We start from the raw sequence: 20474 nt of genomic DNA, 5'->3' as shown, positions 1-20474 counted from the left end.
AGCATATAAGTTGAACTAAATGAGGCTTTTCTGTAGGATTCGCGACTTTATACCCTCTTCTATAAAATAAAGCAGCCCTTATTAAACATGTTTGAATTCCCTCAATTTTCACGTCAGTCTGTAAAGAATGACGTTCTATCAGGCTTAACTGTAGCGCTGGCTTTAGTGCCTGAAGCCGTTGCTTTTGCCTTTGTCGCTGACGTTGATCCTATGGTTGGTCTATACGCAGCCTTTATCGTTGGTTTAGTTACTGCCGTATTTGGTGGTCGTCCAGGTATGATTTCTGGTGCGACAGGTGCAATGGCAGTGGTAATGGTCAGCCTGGTTGCTGAACACGGTATCGAGTACCTTTTTGCCGCAGTCATGCTCGCGGGTATACTGCAAATTCTCGCGGGTGTATTTAAACTCGGGAAATTTATCCGAATGGTACCGCACCCAGTGATGATCGGCTTTGTTAATGGCTTAGCGATTGTTATTTTCCTTGCACAACTTGGCCAATTTAAAGTGCCAGATGCAGCGGGAACACTTCAGTGGATGCAAGGTGCTGAGCTTTACACCATGCTGGGCCTAGTAGGTTTAACGATGTTCATCATCCATTTCCTACCTAAAATCACAAAAGCTGTGCCTTCGTCACTTGTTGCGATCATCACAGTGACAGCATTGGTTCATGGCCTTGGCTTAGACTCTCGTACTGTTATCGATTTTGTACGCTCGATGAGTGGTAATGTAGATGCAACACTTGCAGGTAACTTACCTACATTTGCACTACCGCAAGTCGGCTTCAATTTAGAAACGCTGCAAATCATTCTACCGTACTCATTGGTACTTGCTGCTGTTGGTCTAATCGAATCACTACTGACGCTAACCGTTATTGATGAAATGACAGGTACACGTGGTCAAAGTAACCGTGAGTGTGTCAGCCAAGGCATGGCTAACGTAACTTGTTCAGTATTTGGCGCTATGGGTGGTTGTGCGATGATTGGTCAGTCAATGATCAACATTAACTCTGGTGGCCGTGGTCGTCTATCTGGCATTACGGGTGCTGTTGGTCTATTACTCTTCATTCTATTCGGCTCCGCGCTGATCGAAATCATTCCACTAGCTGCGCTTGTGGGTGTGATGTTCATGGTTGTGATCGGTACGTTTGAATGGGCAAGCCTTAAGATGCTACGTAAAGTACCTAAGCATGATTTCTTTGCAATCATCTTGGTTACTTGCGTCACTGTTGCTGCTGACCTTGCATTAGCTGTTATTGTCGGTGTTATCTACTCTGCACTTGTCTTTGCTTGGGAACATGCAAAACACATTTACGCAGCAACACACACAGATGAAAGCGGCACTAAAGTGTATGAAGTGAATGGACCACTGTTCTTCGGTTCAGCCTCGCATTTCCTTGAGCTATTCGATGCTAAAAACGACCCGAAAGATGTGATTATTGATTTTGCAAAATCACGAGTATCGGATCACTCTGCAATTGAAGCCATTGATACGATTGCTGAGCGCTATGCACGCCAAGGCAAGACGCTTCATATTCGCCACCTTAGCCAAGAATGTCGCTCGCTACTAAAAAAAGCGGGCAACTTGGTAGAAGTGAACCTAATGGAAGATCCAACTTACAAAGTAGCAACAGATACCCTGGGTGGTTAATCTGGCTTGCTAGACAAGAGCGTTAACCTGTTTAACCATTTTGTTGTGTAATCAGCTACAACGTAAGTTACAAAAACGCCCGCTATTGCGGGCGTTTTTATATCTAAAAAACAAGCTAATTAGGCTCAATACACCTAATCATTACAGAGTCGTTTGAATAGAATCTAGTATGCAATCAGCGGCATCTTCCACTACATCTAACACATACTCAAAGCCTCGTGCTCCGCCATAATAAGGGTCTGGTATCTCATCCAACTCCCCTTCTCCATAGCTCAAAAACAATGCAATTTTATGATGCAGTGCTGGTGGACAAATCGACAGTACATCTTCTAAATTATTTCTATCTGCAACTAACACTTTATCAAACACTTCAAAGTCAGAAGCTTTAACCGAGCGTGCCGTGATCCCAGAAAAGTCGTAACCACGCCCTTCCCCAGCCGCAACCGAACGTGGATCTGGCATGCTACCAGTGTGATAGCTGATGGTACCTGCTGAGTCGACAAAAACATTAAGACCGCGTTCTCGCACTTTTTTCTTTAAGACCGCTTCAGCAGTAGGAGAACGACAAATATTCCCCATACAGATAACTAAAATCTTGTATGAACTATTAGACATAAAACACTCCAATGTTAATATTGCCTCCCAACAAATATGTGCATACAGTTTTGCTGTAACTACACACTTATATCACTATATAACGAGAAATCTAACGTGTTAAAGAAAATTGCAGTACTTTACGGTGGCAGCTCAAGTGAACGCGCGGTGTCATTAATGTCTGGAGAAGCTGTATCCGCAGCACTACAGCGTAAAGGTTATGATGTAGTACCTGTCGACATTGATGAAAATTTCGACTTAACCAGCCTTAAAGCCCATAACATTGATAAAGCCTTTCTCGCTCTGCATGGTGGTATAGGTGAAGATGGTACGTTGCAAGCGGCGCTTAAAATGCTGAAAATTCCCTATACCGGCAGCCACCATCGTGCATCTGCTATTGGGATAGATAAAGGACTAACCAAAAAAGTATGGCAAGCAGCTGGCATACCGACTCCCCAATTTATCGAGCTACAAAAAGCCTATTTTACAGACTCACAATTAGATGAACGTGCAGATAGCTTCACCTTTCCTGTGGTCGTAAAACCAACCACTCAAGGTTGTAGCATTGGTATTAACCAAGCTAACGATTTAGATGAGTTGAAATTCTTCGTAGATGAAGCTTTCAAGTATGAAGATACCGTTATTATTGAAGACTACGTTCATGGCCGTGAATTTACCGTCAGTTTACTTAACGGTGTCGCACTACCAGCCGTTGAAATCGATCACTCGCATTCTTTCTTCGATCATGACGCTAAATTCAGTGCTGCAGATACACAATATTACTGCCCAGCAAATTTAACCGAAGAGCAAGAGAAAACCATTCGTTCACTGGCTGCTCGCGCATTCGAAAGTGTCGGAGCTTCAGGCTGGGGACGCGTTGATATCATGGCCGACCCAGATGGTTTTTTCTATGCCATTGAAGTCAATACAATCCCTGGCATGACTAAGCGTAGTGTGTTTCCACTAGCCAGCCAACAGGTCGGGCTTAACTACGATGACACTGTCGACGCGATCTTAAATAGTCACTAATCATATAGTGACATAATTATTGATAACCCATTGGGAGTGTCACTTATTCATTACCACTCCCAATGCATGAATGTTCCGTTCGTTGCTTTTGTTTGAAACTGATAAAAAACTCCCGTTTTACATTGCCTTAAATCTATGGCTGCCGCAAAATCCTTAGACGCGTATTAACAAGGAATTTGCCAGCATGTTTACCATTACCCTTCCATCATCAGCAAACCAAGATGCCATCCAGCACAAAATCAACACCAAAACAAAACCATTAGGATCGCTCGGCCAACTTGAAAATATTGCAGAGCAAATCGCGTTAATTCAACAGAATGAAAAACTGTCTATTGAACAGCCTTACATGTTGGTTTTCGCCGCAGATCACGGTATTGCAGCCCACGGTATTAGCATTGCGCCACAAGCTGTCACCCAGCAAATGGTAGCCAACTTCCTTCATGGTGGTGCCGCTATTAACTGCTTTTGTCGTAGTAACGATATGGCGATGATGGTGATCGATGCGGGAATATTAGTCGAACCTGACGACCACCCAATGCTCCTAAAACAACGTATTGCCGCAGGTACTCTCGACTTTAGCCAGCAAAACGCCATGAGTCGTGAGCAAGCTATTACTGCAATTGAATATGGTGCAAATGCGGTAAATAATGTTTACCAACAGGGTACAAACTTGGTCGCTTTTGGTGAAATGGGGATCGGAAATACCAGCAGCGCAACAGCCATTATGGCGAGTATTCTTAACTTACCCATCGATGAATGTATTGGTCGAGGAACCGGGATTGATGATCAGCAGCTTTCTTTAAAAGAACAACTGATCACCCAAGGCCTGAATCGTCATCAAGCGTCAATGGTAGACCCCATATCAATCTTAACGGCTGTCGGTGGCTTCGAGATCGCACAGATAGTCGGTGGGATGTTAAAAGCCGCAGAAAATAAAATGGTGGTACTAGTCGATGGTTTTATTGCTACAGCAGCAGCAATGCTAGCCGTCGAAATGTACCCAGCAGCCAAAGCCTATTTCATCTTTTGCCATTGTTCTCAAGAAGCGGGTCACCAACGCATGTTGAACCATCTTGATGCATCGCCACTTTTAAGCCTTGGTTTACGTTTAGGCGAAGGGACTGGCGCCGCTCTTTCATTACCACTCATTCGCTCTGCCTGTGCATTTTATAATGACATGGCAAGCTTTGAACAAGCGGGAGTAACAGTGTGAGCTCACCAATAGAAGCTTCCCCACAAACAATAAAAGTACACATTAAACTGCAGTGGGAAATCTTCTTGGTTGCGTTAGCCTTTTTTACTCGCATCCCAGTCCCCAAAGACACGCCTTACTCCAGCGAACGTCTCAATAAAGCCAACCGCTATTTTGGCTTAGTTGGCTGCATTGTCGGCTTAATCAGCGCCTTAGTGTATGTGTTAGCTATCCAGATCTTTCCAGCTAACATTGCAGTAGGGTTTGCGATGGTTATTAGCCTACTTGTGACGGGGGCTTTTCATGAAGATGGCCTTGCTGATGTTTTCGATGGCTTTGGTGGTGGCTGGACAGTAGAACAAAAGCTCGACATTATGAAAGATTCACGGTTAGGTACATACGGTGCAGCCGCGCTGATAATGATGCTCGTCTTTAAATGGCTAGTGCTGAGTTCGCTCGCTGACCTTGACGCTATCTATCCAGCTATCGCACTTTTTGCACTCCATGGGCTAAGCCGCATTAGTGCTGCCAGTTTGATCTTTTCATACCCGTATGTAAGAGCCGACCAAAATAGTAAAGTTAAACCGTTGGCAAATCAGCAAAGCCCTTGTGAACTGTGGGTTTTAATCTTTACTGGTTGCTTTATATTACTGTTATTCCCACTTAGCCTTGCCATCACGCTCTTCGCTGTTCTTACCCTAACCCGCTATATCTGCGGCCTTTGGTTTAAGCAACAACTTGGCGGGTATACAGGTGACTGTTTAGGGGCAACGCAACAATTAAGTGAACTCGCGGGCTATCTCGCGTTATTAGCGTTCTTCACTACATACTAAATAGCGACAACGAAAAGGAAGTAACATGGCCGATCAAAATCAAAAAGATGAACGCTACAAAGCACGCCAACAAAAAGTAAAAGAAAGTGTTGATGCTAAAATCGATGCCGCCCAAATTGAGAAGGGACTATTCCTCATCATCACAGGTAACGGTAAAGGAAAATCGACATCAGGATTTGGCACCGTCGCACGCGCAGTTGGTCACGGTTTACGATGCGGTGTCGGTCAATTTATTAAAGGCACATGGGATTGCGGAGAGCGTAATTTACTCGAACAGCATAATGTCACCTTTGCCGTTATGGCTACAGGCTTTACATGGGAAACACAAAATAAAGAAGCCGATAAACAGGCAGCGCAAACAACCTGGGCTGAATGTAAAAAGATGCTAGCAGATGAAAGCTACGATTTAGTGCTTTTAGATGAGATGACTTACATGGTCAATTATGGTTATGTTGAGTTAGAAGACGTTCTTACCGCCATTTCACAGCGTCCAGCAACTCAATCAGTAATCATTACAGGTCGTGCAGCACATCGTGATTTAATCGAGGTCGCTGATACGGTATCAGAAGTACGCAGTATCAAGCATGCATTCGAGAATGGTATCAAGGCACGTAAAGGTGTCGATTGGTAGCCGTTGTGTAATTTACGCCTGAAATTTTGATATATACTTCCTCGTATAAAGCCACCTCCTCGTGGCTTATTACTTACCCAACTCTATCCACGATAGTCGCTCAATTTTAAACACGGTATCTAGCGACAACATATCAAAGCAAACGCTTGCATGAACAATTAACAATCAACTAGTTAGCTATAAGACTATCAATTAGATCGGATTTCAAACAAACATCACATTACCAATTGATCTTGCTCTCATTTTTCTGACGACCAACAGAAAGAAACCCATTAATTCTATAGCCTGCATCACATCAAACCATAGATGTGAATACGATAATGTTTTTAAAAAGATCGCTTATTGCTGCTTCAATTACTCTCGCGGCACTGACTGGCTGTAATAGCAATAATACAGACCCTGAATACTCTGCCGCTCGCTTCGCGACTTACAATTTGTCTTTTGATCGAGCAACTTATGAGATCCTCGCGAGTGAGATGTCGATGAGTCGTACAGAACAAAGCAACTTAATCAACATGTTCAATCAGTCGCCAGAGAAATTAACGGAAGATCAAAAAACGACAGCTAAACGTATTATCCAAATTCGCAACGTTGCCGAAACTATTCAGCGTGTTCGTCCTAATGCATTTGTATTGGCTGAGTTCAATAACGATGGTACTGGCGAAGATATGACGGCCATTAATGGATTCCATGATAATTACTTAGCATACAGCCAAAACGATCAACGTCCGATTAGCTTTAAGTTCAAGAAAAACATTGCTACTAACACAGGTAAAGCCAGCGGGTTTGACTTAGACCGAGATGGCAAGAAAACTGACGTTAATAATGATGCGTGGGGCTTTGGTGGCTATCACGGTCAGTATGCGTTCGCTATTTTCTCTCAGTTTGAAATTGATGAAAAAAATGTTCGTACTTTCCAAAACTTCAAATGGAAAGATATGCCAGATGAGAAAAATATCACCATTGTTGACTGTAAACTGAGTAAGACAGGTTGCCCAACAGGCATGAAAGAAGGTGATGCTTGGTACACAGATGAAGCATGGCAACAAATGCCTTTGTCATCAAAAAACCATGTTGATGTGCCTTTAGTTATTCCTACACCCGCGGGTAATGAAGTCATACACTTCTTGGTATCTCACCCTGCTCCACCAATTTTTAACAACGTAGCGAACCATAACTATGAACATAATCGCGCTGAGTTAAAATTCTGGAATGATTACATTAACGCCAAAAGCTACTTCTACGATGATAATGGTAAAACTGGTGGCTTAGCTGTCGGTAGTAAATTTGTTATCGCTGGCGACATGAATGCGGACGCACTAAAAGGCGATGGTGATCGCCGCATGATTGATAATCTATTAAAAAGCCCTTCCGTAAACATCAAAGCCACTATCGGTGATAACAAACCAACAAGTAAAGGTGGACCAGAATGTTTTGATCTTGGTTACTGCAAAGCTGTTAACAGCGACACTCTTTACCCTGAAGCGATTACCAGTGTATCTGGTCTACGCTTAGACTACGTCATACCATCTGCAAACCTTGCAGTTAATGATTCAGGCGTATTCTTCCCATCGAGTAATGAAGATGGCTACCACTTGGTTTTTGATAAAGAACTTGGCGCCAGTAAAGGCGTTACATCAGATCACCGTATGGTGTGGATGGACTTAGATCTGACGAAATAAGTCGCGACTTTATTCTGTACACAAAAGCCTCATACTGTGAGGCTTTTTCATTTAAGGGATAAATATCCTCTCACTATTCTTGAATAGTGCGCATTTTTCTTTGCTTTTCGCTTAAGCTTCCTATAATAACGGCATGATATTACAAGGCGTTACTCTATCAGTATCAACGCCACCAGTGCCGGAGAAGCCATGCCTTCACATTTACCTAAAGCCTTTAGCTCTCGTTTTCTAAAAGTGTTTCATATTCTTGAAGCCATCTTATTAGTTGCAATAACCTTAGCCACTTTACTTGCGATGGTGAACGAGTTCATCCATGTTTTCAGCGAGCAAAACATTCAGCTAACCGACATCTTACTAATGTTCATTTACCTTGAAGTGCTGGCGATGGTTCAGCAATTTGTGGCCAACGGTAAGATCCCGGTACGCTACCCAATTTATATTGCCATAATGGCGATTGCCCGCTATATCACATTGGGGATGAAAGAATTAGATGGCATGTTTGTTGTTTGGCTATCCCTCGCTGCTTTTATCTTAGCCGCCGCGACATTGCTGATACGTATTGGCCATCACTACTGGCCTTACGAACAAGTGACTGACCCCTCTAAAATTCAACCCGAAGATTAATTTCTGATGTTTTAATATAAAAAAAGCGGATAACCCTCATCAGGTTATCCGCTTTTTTATCAATCAAGTTAAGCGATTAGCTTGGAACAACTACTTGTGCAATGGTGTAACCGATACAACACGCCGACACGACACCAATAAGACCCGGCACCATGAAACTGTGGTTAAAGTAGTACTTACCAATCTTCGTTGTACCCGTCACATCAAAGTTACATGTCGCAATATCTGATGGGTAGTTAGGAATGAAGAAATAACCGTAAGTTGCTGGCATCAAACCAATCAATAATGCAGGGTTTAAACCCATTGCCATACCAACAGGCAGCATCATACGTGCAGTTGCTGCTTGGCTGTTTACCACAACAGAAACAATGAATAGCGCTAGTGCGAATGTCCAAGGGTAGCCTTGTACCATTTCTGTAATACCAGACTTAAACGAAGGCATTGCATACTGGAAGTAAGTATCACTCATCCACGCAATACCGAAGATTGCGATAGCTGCGACCATCCCTGATTTAAACACCACACCTTCTGGTACTTTCTGTACGTTCGTACGTGTCACGAGCAAGATCAAGCCACCAAACGCCAGCATCATCATCTGAATAATCAAAGACATTGAAATTGGCTTAGCATCACCGATAGTGCGGATCTCTGGCACCATAGCGACAATAACAATCGACACTAGAGCAAGAACAAATAGCAGCACTGCGTGCTTAGCAGATGTCGGTAGTTTTTCATCCAGTGACGTTGATGTTGTATGAAGAATTTTTTCACGCCAAATTGGATCTTCCAAACGACGCTGGTACTCAGGATCATCCTCAAGCTCTTTACCGCGACGTAGGCTGTATAGCGACAGTAAAATTGTACCAAGTAGCGTTGAAGGCACTGTTACCATCAAAATAGTCAGTAAGTGAATGCTTTCATTAATACCTGATAACTGTGCAAGGTAATACACAACTGCAGCAGAGATTGGACTCGCGGTAATGGCTAACTGGGAAGCAACAGAAGATGCAGCCATTGGGCGCTCAGGACGAATGCCATTTTTTAACGCAACATCACCAATGATTGGCATAATTGAGTAAACAGCATGGCCCGTACCCAACATGAATGTCATGGTGTAAGTCACTAAGGGACCAAGAATAGTAACGCGCTTCGGATTGCTACGAAGAATACGTTCAGCAACTTGAAGCATGTACTTTAAGCCACCAGCAGCTTCTAGAATAGAAGCACAAGTCACCACGGCTAAAATAATCAACATTACTGTAATTGGTGGTGATGTCGGTGGCATTCTAAAAATAAAGACTTCAACAACCAAGCCTAAGCCCGATACCACACCCAAACCTATACCACCAAAGCGGCTACCTGCATACAACACAAGCAACAGGAATAAAAATTCCAAATACAACATGCTCGTTATCTCCCTATATCGATTAAATGTCAGCTTCACAACGAAGCCGTTAATACTATATAGGTAGATTGCCAGCACAATTGCGCTGAGCTATTGATAAATATCAAATTGAGAAATTATAAAAATAATATGCAACGGTTATGTGAGCACTTCCTTAAAAACAACGTGCTGTAATTTCACATCCGCTACATGTTTTGATTGGTTTCTTTACTTTAAAGTTAATAACTCGCAACATTTAGCGCGGTGAAATTTATGTGCTTGTTAAAATACAAAACTATCACTATGCAACGAATGGATTAGAAATGAGCCGTTACACTTTAATGTGCTACAAAGTGTAACAACTCATTTGTTAATAATCTCGAAGGTTATTAACCTGCAATTATTGCTGTTTCATCAGACTTATCCATTTTAGGACATTCAGCTTCATGGCATAAATTTGCATCGATCGCCTGATTACCCAATAAGCGCAACCACAGTGCAGGGACATGTTTTATACGTACATCGGGTGATTCAATCGCGGCTGGCAAACCGAACTGCCATTCCTGGACCGTATTTTTCTCAGCAAACTGAAAACTGAAAGGCAAATACTGAGCGACACCGAGTCGCAGATCTGTAACGGTTAGCGCATTATCAATTTGCTGATATTTCACAAAGTCTTGGGTAAATTGTTCTAGCATCTTTAAATGTTGTGGCTTATCCGCTAAAGGCCATTCACCACGTTCTTTCGCAATAAAATCAATATGAGGATTGTCATCCAGTAGCGAGGTTAACCCTTCCCAATACGTACCACCATCAAGCACCACCACCCGCCAAAGCACAGTATTTAATGGTGTGGGAGCAATAAAGACAGGTTGCGATTCCAAGTTAGTACCAACCAATTGGTTCTCAACTCTATTTTCTATTGTCGATAATGCAAAAACTGACCAAGCTAAATACAGCGACGATAAGCCTAATCCAATACCACAGAGCTTTGCCCCTTTTTCCCGCCACAATAAACTGGCAAGGACCATGATAACCAATGGCACGGTATAAATAGGGTCAATAATAAAAATACTGGATACCGCAATACTTGCGGACAACGGCCAGAGCAGCTGAGTGCCATAAGAAGTGAATGAATCCAACAATGGATGCGTAATTAAACAAGCGGCCACTAACAGCCACAAATGCATAAAAGAAAACTGGGTTGGTTTAAATCGCTGCCAAGCTAGCGCTAATAACCACGAAAAAGGGAGAAGCACAAAAATGGAATGGCTAAAGCCACGATGCTTCACCATGTCAGATACAGGATCGCCATAATGAATAAATACATCCAGATCAGGAATGGTCCCAAGCGCAGCACCTGCGAGTAAGACTTTAGGCGAGCACTTCTTCCCTGCAATAAGGCCGGCGACAGCAGCACCTAATGCCGCTTGTGTAACTGAATCCAAGTTTATCTCCTTTAATACTAAAGCAAGTGCATTCATAGATACTTACTTTAGCTAGCTGTCCGACGTAACGAAATGATAACAAATTTCATCATCATCCCAGTAGTAAATAAAACCTGTAACTGATATCAAATAGGATCTGCTGAATGATTAACCACTTTGCAATAAAGTATATCCAAAAGTAAAAACGCGCTCTGAGTCGCAGTTAAGCAAGATACTTTTCGTTAGCGTTAGAGAGGCACATTGATTAAACCTATAAGGAACAATGCTAATGCCGACAAAAGTCTCAGAGTATATGACACGCAAAGTGATTACGATCACCGCTGAAACAGGCTTAAGAGAAGCTTTTTTCAAAATGCGAGATGAAGGTATCCGCCACTTACCCGTTATCGATCAAAACAATACTGTGATTGGGATGGTGAGTGACCGCGAGCTTCGTCGGCCTGGTTGGGTGGATGAAACACCCGATATTGGCCATGACTATGACTTGTCAGACGATTTGCACATTGGCGATGTTATGATCACAGATGTGATCCACGTACGTACTTACGACACGCTCACCAAAGCGGTCGCAACATTGCTAGATAACACCATAGGTGCTGCGCCAGTCTTTGATAAAACAGGCGACCTAGTTGGTATGCTGTCTGCCGTTGATTTACTTCGTGCTTTCCAAGACAGTTTAGAATCACAAAAAATGAACAAAAAGAAAAAAGCCGCGGTGTAACCCCCAATCCTCTTGGTACAAATAATAAAAAAGCTTGCTCCTTTCAGAGCAAGCTTTTCCAATTTTAAGATGAAGCGATTCAGTTACACTTAATTAAATAAACCTTTTAATAGCTTATTTGCCGCATCTTTGACTTTATCGTCGTCCGCTTTATCGCCCAGCAACTTCTTCAAGCCACGCTCAACTTCACGTTCCGCTTTTTTCTCTAACTCGTTATTACGCTTTAAAAGCTCTTTTAAGTTCAGAGAAAATTTAGGCTCGGTCCAGTTGCCCTTCACATCAATCGGTACGGTCAGATCTTTCAGCTCATCAATGTCTTTACCACCCTGACCTTGTGAAGATTCAACCACAGATGTCATCACCATGAAATCAATCGATTCTGACACTAAATTAGTCTGTCCTTCCCCGTCAATACGCAGTAACGGCGATGCTAAGTGTAAGTTGCTGGTAGAAAGTACCCCTTTACCCAGCGTCATAGTCGAGGTTAGTGCAGAGAAGTCTGTTTTACGTTCTTCTTTCACGTATTCAGCTTTCTGACCTTTCAACGTAGCACGTGCTTCACGGATCATCTCAGCAACGTTAACACCGTATATCGCACCATCGGCGAAATTAATATTTACAGTGCCTGCAATATTCTGGCGAATTCGCGCTTCAGCTAAACCAGTACCTGACACCTTGATATCAATATTCCCCGTACCGGCAAGGCTTTCGAATTCAGCAACATCCATCAACAACGGCTGAACTTGAACTCCTTTAATATGCTTGGTTACTTTATAAGTCGGTAGTTTACCGTTAGCATCAATCGTCGCTTTAGCATTAATCGAACCTCCGTATAACTTAGCATCAAAGCGTTTTAGATTAAGTACACCTAGCTTAACCGCCAGCTCAGTCACCACATCAGAGACTTTGGCATTCGCCGCTTTAAAATTATCAATTGCTACTTTACCGGCAATATCGAGTGTTTTCAGTGCAGATAAATCCGGTTCTTTTGATTTATCTGTCGTCGAAGTTGAACCCGCTTGTTTACCCGACGCTACGCCTTCTGTGGATTGATCGTTAGCCGCTGTATCATTTGCCGCTTTTTTCGATGCTGTATCTAACCCGAGGAAAGCATCTAAATCAATCTTCTTACTATGAACATCGAAACGAATTACAGGGATATCTGCCGTTTGGAAAGACGCTTTACCATCTAGGCCAATTTCATCCACTTGCGTCGTAAATGCAGATAACGTCGCTAAACCTTTCGCCACATCGTAAGAAGCATCAGCCGTCAGGCCTACTTTCATCTCAGGGCGCGGTAAAGTACTCCCTTTCAGGTCGCTATTTAGCGTTAAGCCTTCAACCTGCGCAAGGTTAAAATCCTTACTCAGTTTTAAACGCGCTTTACCTTCAGCAGCAAAAGCTAAATCTGGAATTTGTCCCTTTGCACTAAACGTTAGCGCTGACCAATCACCGATACGAAATTGATCCATGGCTAAGCTAACCGATTCAATTTTATTCACGCTGTCTGCTGCCGAAGCTATCAATGACAAGTCTTTTAGCTCTGCACCATCAAGCGTTGGCGCTATCATTAGCTCGGTGTCACCTTTGGCAGTAAAGTTCAACTCACCATTCTTACCTTGCACATCGAATGCTGCTTGTGCCCACTCGCCTGGCGCAAAACGGGTTAGGCTAAAGTTAAGCTGAGCCACATCTGTCAGTGCACCCGTTTTATCATCGCGAATAACAGCGCTGGCATTCACTAGCTCTACACCCGCAAGACTAATAGTCCAAGCTGATGCTGGTGCTGCTGTAGTCTCTTGCGCGGCTGTTTGCTTAGCGTCTGCTGGTGCGGCATCCTGAGTTGCCGAATCCTTCACTGCTGCATTCTGCGCACCAATACCATCAAGGTTACTGACACCATCTTTACGTGTTTGAATAAACACACGAGCGTCATTCAAACTGACGTTACCGATTTCCAGCTGTTGTGAAAGAAGCGGCATCACAGAAACAGAAAGATCTGCATTACTAAAACGAACCAAGTTCGCCTCTGCAAATCCGTCAGGGTTGCGAAACTCAGTTTCCCCAAGCGTAAGACCTATGCTTGGGAAGAAACGCCAATCAATATCACCGTTAATCACTAATTCACGGCCAGTGTTTTTCTTCACTTGCTCTGCAATCAGAGGTTTGAATTGGTTTGGATCAACCAAGGCCAATAGTGCCGCAATGCCAATAACGACCACCAGCACTAGCGCAAGAAGTATATAAAGAAACTTTTTCATCGTGTCCTCTGTGTTTTCCGTCCACAACGATTATTACCCAAGGTGTAATAATCCATTCCGTTACGACAGTTAAAGCGATAAATAGTTGTATTTAGAACAAATAATAATACCAATCCGATCAAAGAAAAAATAAAAGCCGTCAGAATTGCTGCTTTTATTGCAATAACACGGATGGAGGCGTCCAAAAGGCATAATCTAGAGGCATACAAATACTTGATCACCAGATACAAAAAAGGCTGACACTGTCAGCCTTCAGTTGAATCACTGTGTTGCGATACTACTTTATCAATTACGATTTCAGTAGTTTAGCAATGTGTGCTTTCAATACATCAATCGCGATACGGTTTTTACCACCACGCGGTACGATGATATCGGCATACTGTTTAGACGGCTCAATAAACTGCATAAACATAGGGCGTACCGTCTTTTGATATTGCTTCAGTACAGATTCCATTGTACGGCCACGCTCTGCAACATCGCGTTGAAGACGACGAAGTAAACAGATGTCTAGTGGTGTGTCCATAAATACACTTGCGTGCATGATGTCACGTAGACGTGGGTCTGTAAGTAATAGAATACCTTCCAAAATGATCACTTTCTTTGGTGTCATCGTGGTCGTTTCTGTCATACGAGTATGTTCATTGTAGCTGTACTGAGGTACTTCTACCGCTTCACCTTTCATTAGCTGGATCAAATGATCGCTAAGAAGATTATGATCCAACGCACTTGGGTGGTCATAATTCGTTTTAACCCGCTCATCCATGCTCAGGTGACTTTGATCGTTGTAGTAACAATCTTCCGTAATAACACCGATCTGATGATCGCCGACTTTTTCTTTTAGCTCTTGGTAAACCGTACTGGCAATCAAACTTTTACCGGACGCAGACGCGCCTGCGATACCGATAATGACGCATTGGTGTGAATTTTCAGACATAGCAGAATGCACCTGTAACAACTTTGGCGAGGTTAAAATCCATTCACCCCATGAGTATTTCACTCTACTGAGGGGAATTAAACCGCCTGATTATAGGGAGTTGCATCGCTAGATGCTAGTAGAAATACCGCACCTAGCGCAGTTGAACTAAAAATGAGCGATTTACCGCTACGCAATGGTTTACATTGTGCGAATTGTAATCTGCTCTGCTACCGCATCACCGGTCCAATATAGTCGACTAGCTACCTCACCTGCTAATTGGATGTAGGCCGCAGCTTGTTCAGACTCAGGCGAAGCCGCTACCGTTGGTTTGCCACGGTCAATATCTTCTCGGATTTTGATATGCAGCGGAAGTTGCGCCAATAGTGGAATCGACTGTTCTTTCGACATCTTCTCCGCGCCACCACAGCCAAAGATAGGTTCATGGTGTCCACAGTTACTACAAATATGGTAGCTCATATTTTCAACCAAACCTAAAACAGGAACAGCCACCTTATCAAACATATTCACACCCTTGATAGCATCAGCTAATGCAAGGTCTTGCGGCGTAGTAACAATCACAGCACCCGTCACCGGAATTTGCTGAGCAAGCGTCAACTGGATATCACCTGTACCCGGCGGCATGTCGATAACCAAGTAATCGAGATCAGGCCACCATGTTTCACTGATGATTTGTTGCAACGCCTTTGATGCCATAGGACCACGCCAGATGGTTGCGCTTTCTGCTGGCACCAAATAACCCACCGAGTTGGTATATAAGCCACAAGATTCGATTGGCATCATCATTTTGCCATTCGGTGACTGTGGTTTTTCGTCAACAGTGCCTAACATCATAGGGACCGAAGGGCCATAAATATCAGCATCTAATAAACCAACTTTCGCTCCTTGCTGTTGCAACCCCAGAGCAAGGTTAACGGATGTAGTCGATTTCCCCACCCCGCCTTTTGCAGAACTAACTACGATAATGTTTTTGACACCGTTAAGCGGCTGTTTATCGCCTGTTGCTAACGTGGCAACACGACTGGTTACGGTAAAAGCAACATTGGGTGCAAGGTGGTGAAGCTGCTGCTGAGTAACAATCCAATGCTGAAGCAGCTCTATGATTGATGCCGATGCAAAAGGTAGAGTAATGGTCACGCCACCTTCGGCTGAAACAGAAATGATATTGGGTGTATCCGCCCATTCGTGCGGTAACCATGGATGTTCAAAATGGTTCAACCAACGGCTAATGTCTGCAATGCTTTCAAATGGCATTGCTGCCTCGTTTCCCGCCATATTTACGACTCCGTTATCCAGATTGGCATGAAATTGTTGTTTTTCTATCCAATTAATTTGTTGTTATGAATAGGACAATCAAACACTTTAATAGATCCTATCACCAAAGGGCATTTATCGCTGCTTTTTAAGGGGAATATCCTTGTCACGCGCTAGGCAATACGTTCCCCATCAGTTACTATTTAAGGCTATATTTTTACCCATCACGAGCGAAATAAGTAATTATGGCTGCAAATCCGAGAAAAATTCTGGTGACCTGCGCCCTACCGTACGCTAACGGTTCTATCCACTTAGGCCACATGCTTGAACATGTGCAAGCGGATATTTGGGTGCGCTATCAACGCCTTCGCGGCAACGAAGTTCATTTTATCTGTGCAGATGATGCACACGGTACGCCAATCATGCTTAAGGCTCAGCAGATGGGTGTTGAGCCAGAGCAAATGATTGCGGAAGTGAGCAAAGAACACCAAGCGGACTTTGCTGGCTTCGATATTAACTTCAGTAACTATCACAGCACACACTCAGATGAAAACCGTGAGCTAGCTTCATTTGTTTACACACAACTGAAAGAAAAAGGCTTTATTACTAGCCGTACTATCTCTCAGCTGTTTGATCCTGAGAAAGAAATGTTCCTACCAGACCGTTTCGTTAAAGGTTCATGCCCTAAATGTAAAGCAGAAGACCAATACGGCGACAACTGTGATAACTGTGGCGAAACATACAGTCCAACAGACCTGATTAACCCTAAATCAGCGGTTTCTGGTGCGACACCTGTCATGAAGGATTCTGAGCACTTCTTCTTCGACCTACCACAATTTGAAGACATGCTAAAAGCGTGGACCAAATCTGGCGCACTTCAAGACGAAACGTCTAACAAGATGCAAGAGTGGTTTGAGTCTGGCCTGCAACAGTGGGATATCTCTCGCGATGCACCTTACTTCGGTTTCGAGATCCCTGGTGAAACAGGCAAATTCTTCTACGTTTGGCTAGATGCACCAATCGGCTACATGGGTTCATTCAAAAACTTATGTGACAAGCGTGATGATCTGGATTTTGACGAATACTGGAAGAAAGACAGCACCACAGAGCTTTACCACTTCATTGGTAAAGACATTGTTTACTTCCACAGCCTATTCTGGCCAGCAATGCTTGAAGGCGCAGGTTTCCGTAAGCCGAATAATGTTTACGTACACGGTTACGTAACTGTAAACGGCGCAAAAATGTCTAAGTCTAAAGGTACCTTCATTAAAGCAGGCACTTACTTAGAGCATTTAGACCCAGAATGCCTACGTTACTACTACGCAGCGAAACTAAATAACCGTATTGATGACCTAGACCTTAACCTTGAAGATTTCACACAGCGTGTTAACAGCGATGTGGTGAACAAGATTGTTAACCTAGCGTCACGTAATGCTGGTTTCATTGCTAAACGCTTTGAAGGTAAGCTATCTGCTGACTTCGTAGAGCCTGAGCTATACGCTGAATTTGCAGGCGCTGCTGATCGTATTGCTGAGCTATACGAAGGACGTGAATTTAGCCGTGCTATTCGCGAAATCACAGCGCTAGCTGATAAAGCTAACCAATACGTTGATGAAAAAGCACCTTGGGTTGTTGCAAAACAAGAAGGTAAAGACCAAGAACTACAAGAAATCTGTTCTGTAGGTATTAACTTGTTCCGCGTACTAATGACATACCTGAAACCAGTTATGCCTAAGCTTGCTGAACGTACAGAAGGTTTCCTAAATGAAACCCTAACGTGGGAAGGCGTTGCACAGCCACTAACTGATCACGAAGTGACTAAGTTTAAAGCGCTATTCAACCGTATCGATCCTAAACACGTTGAAGCGATGGTTGAAGCATCGAAAGAAGATGCAGCCGCAGAGCAAGCAGCAAAAGCACAAGCAGAAGCCGCAACAAAAGGCCCACTAGATGATGAGCCTATTGAAGCTGAAATCGAGTTCGACGACTTCGCTAAAGTGGATATGCGTATCGCTAAGATCGTTTCTTGTGAAGAAGTACCAAAAGCGAACAAGCTGCTGAAGTTCCAATTGGACATTGGTGGTGAAATGCGTCAGGTATTCTCTGGTATTAAATCAGCATATACACCTGAAGAGCTTATTGGTAAGCACACTGTCATGGTTGCTAACCTAAAACCTCGTAAGATGAAGTTTGGCATGTCAGAAGGTATGATCCTTGCGGCAGGCCCTGGTGGTAAAGATCTTTGGATCCTTGAACCACACGAAGGTGCACAGCCTGGTATGCGTGTGATGTAGTCATCACATCATCATATAAAAAGGAGCTTCGGCTCCTTTTTTATTGTCTGTAAAAACACGAGATAAAAAATGGTTTACACAGATAACTTTAAATAAGCAGCTAACGAGGGCATTTGGAAACATATAGTTACAAGCATAATCGTGGTCAATTATGCACATTTTGAATCCCGCCTTTTTATGACTTGTTAACACAGCTTTGCTTTAACATTCATACAACAGCACACCTATAGTATATACATACCTATATCAGCAAACCAAAACAGAGTTTTACACCATCAGAACCATTTGTTACAACCGTATCTAAAAACCCATACTAGGGCACTATTATTTATATAATACGCTCTGATTAATGGTCAAAATATCGCCGAACATTAATTTAAAGCATAACACTCGTTAATTTTTGGTTAAAAATACCGTTTTCAACATGCCGTTCTGATGACAAAAACGTGATCGCAAACAGAACTTTGAACTCCGCTTGGAATTTCACTTCGCTTTAACACCCAAACTACTGATAACCTGCTCCGCACTTAGAAAAACGATTTTTCTAGTGAATAATTATAAGGAGTATTCCAATAATGAATACAAATAAAAAGAAATTATCCCTAACTGGCCGTGTAATTCTCGGCATGCTGTTAGGCATAATGACTGGTTTTATCATTCGCTCCCTTTTTGCAGAAACCTCTTTTGTCCATGAGTACTTAGTAAATGGACTATTTGACGTGGGTGGTAAAATTTTTATTGCTAGCTTGAAGATGCTTGTTGTTCCACTTGTCTTCGTATCACTGGTGTGTGGTACTAGCTCACTAAAAGATATCAGTACATTAGGACGCCTAGGTGGTAAAACAGTGGCGTTCTACTTAATGACAACGGCTATTGCGATTACCCTAGCTCTTACTATGGGCAATATTTTCCAACCAGGGGCCGGCGCCGATCTAACCGCAGCTACAACCTTTGCTTCAAAAGAAGCACCATCTCTTGGGGATGTGATTGTTGGTATGTTCCCAACCAACCCTATCAATTCGATGGCACAAGGTAATACGCTACAAATTATCGTCTTTGCGATTCTATTCGGTGTTGCCATCAGCGCTGCTGGTTCAGCTGGCGAACGTTTAGCAAGTATCTTCTCTGACTTAAATGAAGTCATCATGAAGTTGGTTGCTTTACTAATGAACGTTGCACCTTACGGTGTATTCTTCCTAATGGCTAAATTGTTCACAGGCTTAGGGCTAGACGCTATTTTCAACCTGTTTGAATACTTCATGGTGCTAACCGCAACGCTACTGATCCATGGACTAGTTACTTACAGTATCATGCTGAAAACATTTACAGGTCTGAGCCCGAAAGTGTTTTTGAAGAAGATGGAAGATGCAATCATGTTTGCGTTCTCTACTGCATCTTCGAATGCCACTATCCCTGTTACCATGGAAACAGCGACTAAACGCTTAGGCGTTAATAACAAAATCGCCTCTTTTACCGTACCGCTAGGCGCAACCATCAATATGGATGGCACAGCGATCATGCAGGGTGTAGCAACAGTCTTTATCGCCCAGGCATTTAATATCGATCTGACGATGAGCGATTACCTTGCCGTAATTATGACAGCTACGTTAGCCTCAGTGGGTACAGCTGGTGTACCAGGTGTTGGTTTGATCATGCTAGCAATGGTACTGAACCAAGTTGGTCTTCCTGTTGAAGGCATTGCACTTATCATGGGTGTTGATCGCCTGCTAGATATGATCCGTACTGCGGTTAATATCACAGGTGACAGTGTAGTAACTTGTATTGTAGCTAAGACAGAAAATGAAATGGACATCGCACGTTTCAATGACCCTAAGGCTGGTGAAAAAGATGAAGAAGTTCACTTTCACACAAGTACACAACAAAGCTAAGCAAAAAAATAACGCTTAGTTGATAGTAAAAATACTGATTAAAGAAGATCCTTCGGG

The 20474-nt window shown here is 43.1% G+C and carries 16 protein-coding genes; 10 read left to right on the top strand and 6 right to left on the bottom strand.

What is annotated here, in order from left to right; genetic code table 11:
• The first annotated feature begins 87 nt into the window (after positions 1–87).
• Positions 88–1647 carry a SulP family inorganic anion transporter gene (locus ASV53_RS01005; RefSeq protein ID WP_062688551.1) on the top strand — a complete coding sequence of 520 codons (1560 nt, stop codon included), beginning with the start codon at positions 88–90 and terminating at the stop codon, positions 1645–1647.
• 141 nt (positions 1648–1788) lie between these two features.
• Here the strand turns inward: ASV53_RS01005 and ASV53_RS01000 are convergent, their stop codons facing one another.
• The gene (locus tag ASV53_RS01000) at positions 1789–2262 is read right to left on the bottom strand and encodes a low molecular weight protein-tyrosine-phosphatase (RefSeq protein WP_094955765.1); all 474 of its coding nucleotides are present in this window, start codon (positions 2260–2262) and stop codon (positions 1789–1791) included.
• A 96-nt stretch (positions 2263–2358) separates the two neighbouring features.
• On the opposite strand from ASV53_RS01000, the gene ASV53_RS00995 reads away from it, so the two are divergent.
• From ASV53_RS00995 to ASV53_RS00970, 6 genes are all read left to right on the top strand, one after another.
• The gene (locus ASV53_RS00995; protein ID WP_162267736.1) at positions 2359–3270 is read left to right on the top strand and encodes a D-alanine--D-alanine ligase; all 912 of its coding nucleotides are present in this window, start codon (positions 2359–2361) and stop codon (positions 3268–3270) included.
• Between the two features lie 184 nt (positions 3271–3454).
• Positions 3455–4483, top strand: coding sequence for a nicotinate-nucleotide--dimethylbenzimidazole phosphoribosyltransferase (gene cobT / locus ASV53_RS00990; protein WP_094955764.1), 1029 nt, complete (start codon positions 3455–3457; stop codon positions 4481–4483).
• A complete protein-coding gene (locus ASV53_RS00985) occupies positions 4480–5295 on the top strand; it encodes an adenosylcobinamide-GDP ribazoletransferase (protein WP_239928700.1) in 816 nt (271 codons plus the stop codon). Before cobT ends, ASV53_RS00985 begins: the two co-directional genes overlap by 4 nt.
• A 25-nt stretch (positions 5296–5320) precedes the next feature.
• The gene (gene cobO, locus ASV53_RS00980; protein ID WP_094955763.1) at positions 5321–5926 is read left to right on the top strand and encodes a cob(I)yrinic acid a,c-diamide adenosyltransferase; all 606 of its coding nucleotides are present in this window, start codon (positions 5321–5323) and stop codon (positions 5924–5926) included.
• A gap of 320 nt (positions 5927–6246) precedes the next feature.
• Positions 6247–7608 (top strand): endonuclease/exonuclease/phosphatase family protein, encoded by a 1362-nt coding sequence (locus tag ASV53_RS00975; protein WP_205049171.1) that lies wholly within the window; start codon positions 6247–6249, stop codon positions 7606–7608.
• 189 nt (positions 7609–7797) lie between these two features.
• Positions 7798–8232 carry a phosphate-starvation-inducible protein PsiE gene (locus ASV53_RS00970; RefSeq protein WP_062688542.1) on the top strand — a complete coding sequence of 145 codons (435 nt, stop codon included), beginning with the start codon at positions 7798–7800 and terminating at the stop codon, positions 8230–8232.
• Positions 8233–8308: 76 nt separating this feature from the next.
• Here ASV53_RS00970 and ASV53_RS00965 read toward each other — a convergent pair whose 3' ends face one another.
• Positions 8309–9637 (bottom strand): anaerobic C4-dicarboxylate transporter, encoded by a 1329-nt coding sequence (locus tag ASV53_RS00965; RefSeq protein ID WP_062688540.1) that lies wholly within the window; start codon positions 9635–9637, stop codon positions 8309–8311.
• Positions 9638–10005: 368 nt separating this feature from the next.
• Positions 10006–11064 (bottom strand): metal-dependent hydrolase, encoded by a 1059-nt coding sequence (locus tag ASV53_RS00960; RefSeq protein WP_062688539.1) that lies wholly within the window; start codon positions 11062–11064, stop codon positions 10006–10008.
• Positions 11065–11332: 268 nt separating this feature from the next.
• Between ASV53_RS00960 and ASV53_RS00955 the strand changes: the two genes are divergently transcribed.
• Positions 11333–11785, top strand: a complete 453-nt coding sequence (locus ASV53_RS00955; RefSeq protein ID WP_094955762.1) for a CBS domain-containing protein — start codon at positions 11333–11335, stop codon at positions 11783–11785.
• A gap of 89 nt (positions 11786–11874) precedes the next feature.
• On the opposite strand, the gene ASV53_RS00950 is transcribed toward ASV53_RS00955, so the two are convergent.
• The 3 genes from ASV53_RS00950 to apbC all read right to left on the bottom strand — a co-directional run bounded on the left by ASV53_RS00950 (position 11875) and on the right by apbC (position 16255).
• Positions 11875–14046: an AsmA family protein gene (locus ASV53_RS00950; RefSeq protein WP_094955761.1), complete on the bottom strand. Its 2172-nt coding sequence runs from the start codon at positions 14044–14046 to the stop codon at positions 11875–11877.
• Positions 14047–14335: 289 nt separating this feature from the next.
• Positions 14336–14980, bottom strand: a complete 645-nt coding sequence (gene udk / locus ASV53_RS00945) for a uridine kinase (protein WP_062688534.1) — start codon at positions 14978–14980, stop codon at positions 14336–14338.
• A 180-nt stretch (positions 14981–15160) separates the two neighbouring features.
• The gene (gene apbC / locus ASV53_RS00940) at positions 15161–16255 is read right to left on the bottom strand and encodes an iron-sulfur cluster carrier protein ApbC (RefSeq protein WP_239928699.1); all 1095 of its coding nucleotides are present in this window, start codon (positions 16253–16255) and stop codon (positions 15161–15163) included.
• A 224-nt stretch (positions 16256–16479) separates the two neighbouring features.
• Between apbC and metG the strand changes: the two genes are divergently transcribed.
• Entirely contained in the window at positions 16480–18528 is a 2049-nt protein-coding gene (gene metG, locus ASV53_RS00935; protein WP_094955760.1) for a methionine--tRNA ligase, read from the top strand.
• A 575-nt stretch (positions 18529–19103) separates the two neighbouring features.
• A complete protein-coding gene (locus ASV53_RS00930) occupies positions 19104–20417 on the top strand; it encodes a dicarboxylate/amino acid:cation symporter (protein WP_094955759.1) in 1314 nt (437 codons plus the stop codon).
• Positions 20418–20474 lie beyond the last annotated feature (57 nt).

Source organism: Photobacterium sanguinicancri (assembly GCF_002265265.1).
Classification (GTDB): domain Bacteria; phylum Pseudomonadota; class Gammaproteobacteria; order Enterobacterales; family Vibrionaceae; genus Photobacterium; species Photobacterium sanguinicancri.
The sequence above is the reverse complement of the archived record's forward strand: the minus strand, read 5'-3'. Positions and strand labels throughout refer to the sequence as shown.

Bases quoted from the DNA above. Each gene is read 5' to 3' on its own strand.
- ASV53_RS01005 (WP_062688551.1), top strand. From the start codon at position 88: ATGTTTGAATTCCCTCAATTTTCACGTCAGTCTGTAAAGAATGACGTT.
- ASV53_RS01000 (WP_094955765.1), bottom strand. From the start codon at position 2,262: ATGTCTAATAGTTCATACAAGATTTTAGTTATCTGTATGGGGAATATT.
- cobT (WP_094955764.1), top strand. From the start codon at position 3,455: ATGTTTACCATTACCCTTCCATCATCAGCAAACCAAGATGCCATCCAG.
- cobO (WP_094955763.1), top strand. From the start codon at position 5,321: ATGGCCGATCAAAATCAAAAAGATGAACGCTACAAAGCACGCCAACAA.
- ASV53_RS00975 (WP_205049171.1), top strand. From the start codon at position 6,247: ATGTTTTTAAAAAGATCGCTTATTGCTGCTTCAATTACTCTCGCGGCA.
- ASV53_RS00970 (WP_062688542.1), top strand. From the start codon at position 7,798: ATGCCTTCACATTTACCTAAAGCCTTTAGCTCTCGTTTTCTAAAAGTG.
- ASV53_RS00965 (WP_062688540.1), bottom strand. From the start codon at position 9,637: ATGTTGTATTTGGAATTTTTATTCCTGTTGCTTGTGTTGTATGCAGGT.
- ASV53_RS00955 (WP_094955762.1), top strand. From the start codon at position 11,333: ATGCCGACAAAAGTCTCAGAGTATATGACACGCAAAGTGATTACGATC.
- ASV53_RS00950 (WP_094955761.1), bottom strand. From the start codon at position 14,046: ATGAAAAAGTTTCTTTATATACTTCTTGCGCTAGTGCTGGTGGTCGTT.
- udk (WP_062688534.1), bottom strand. From the start codon at position 14,980: ATGTCTGAAAATTCACACCAATGCGTCATTATCGGTATCGCAGGCGCG.
- apbC (WP_239928699.1), bottom strand. From the start codon at position 16,255: ATGGCGGGAAACGAGGCAGCAATGCCATTTGAAAGCATTGCAGACATT.
- metG (WP_094955760.1), top strand. From the start codon at position 16,480: ATGGCTGCAAATCCGAGAAAAATTCTGGTGACCTGCGCCCTACCGTAC.
- ASV53_RS00930 (WP_094955759.1), top strand. From the start codon at position 19,104: ATGAATACAAATAAAAAGAAATTATCCCTAACTGGCCGTGTAATTCTC.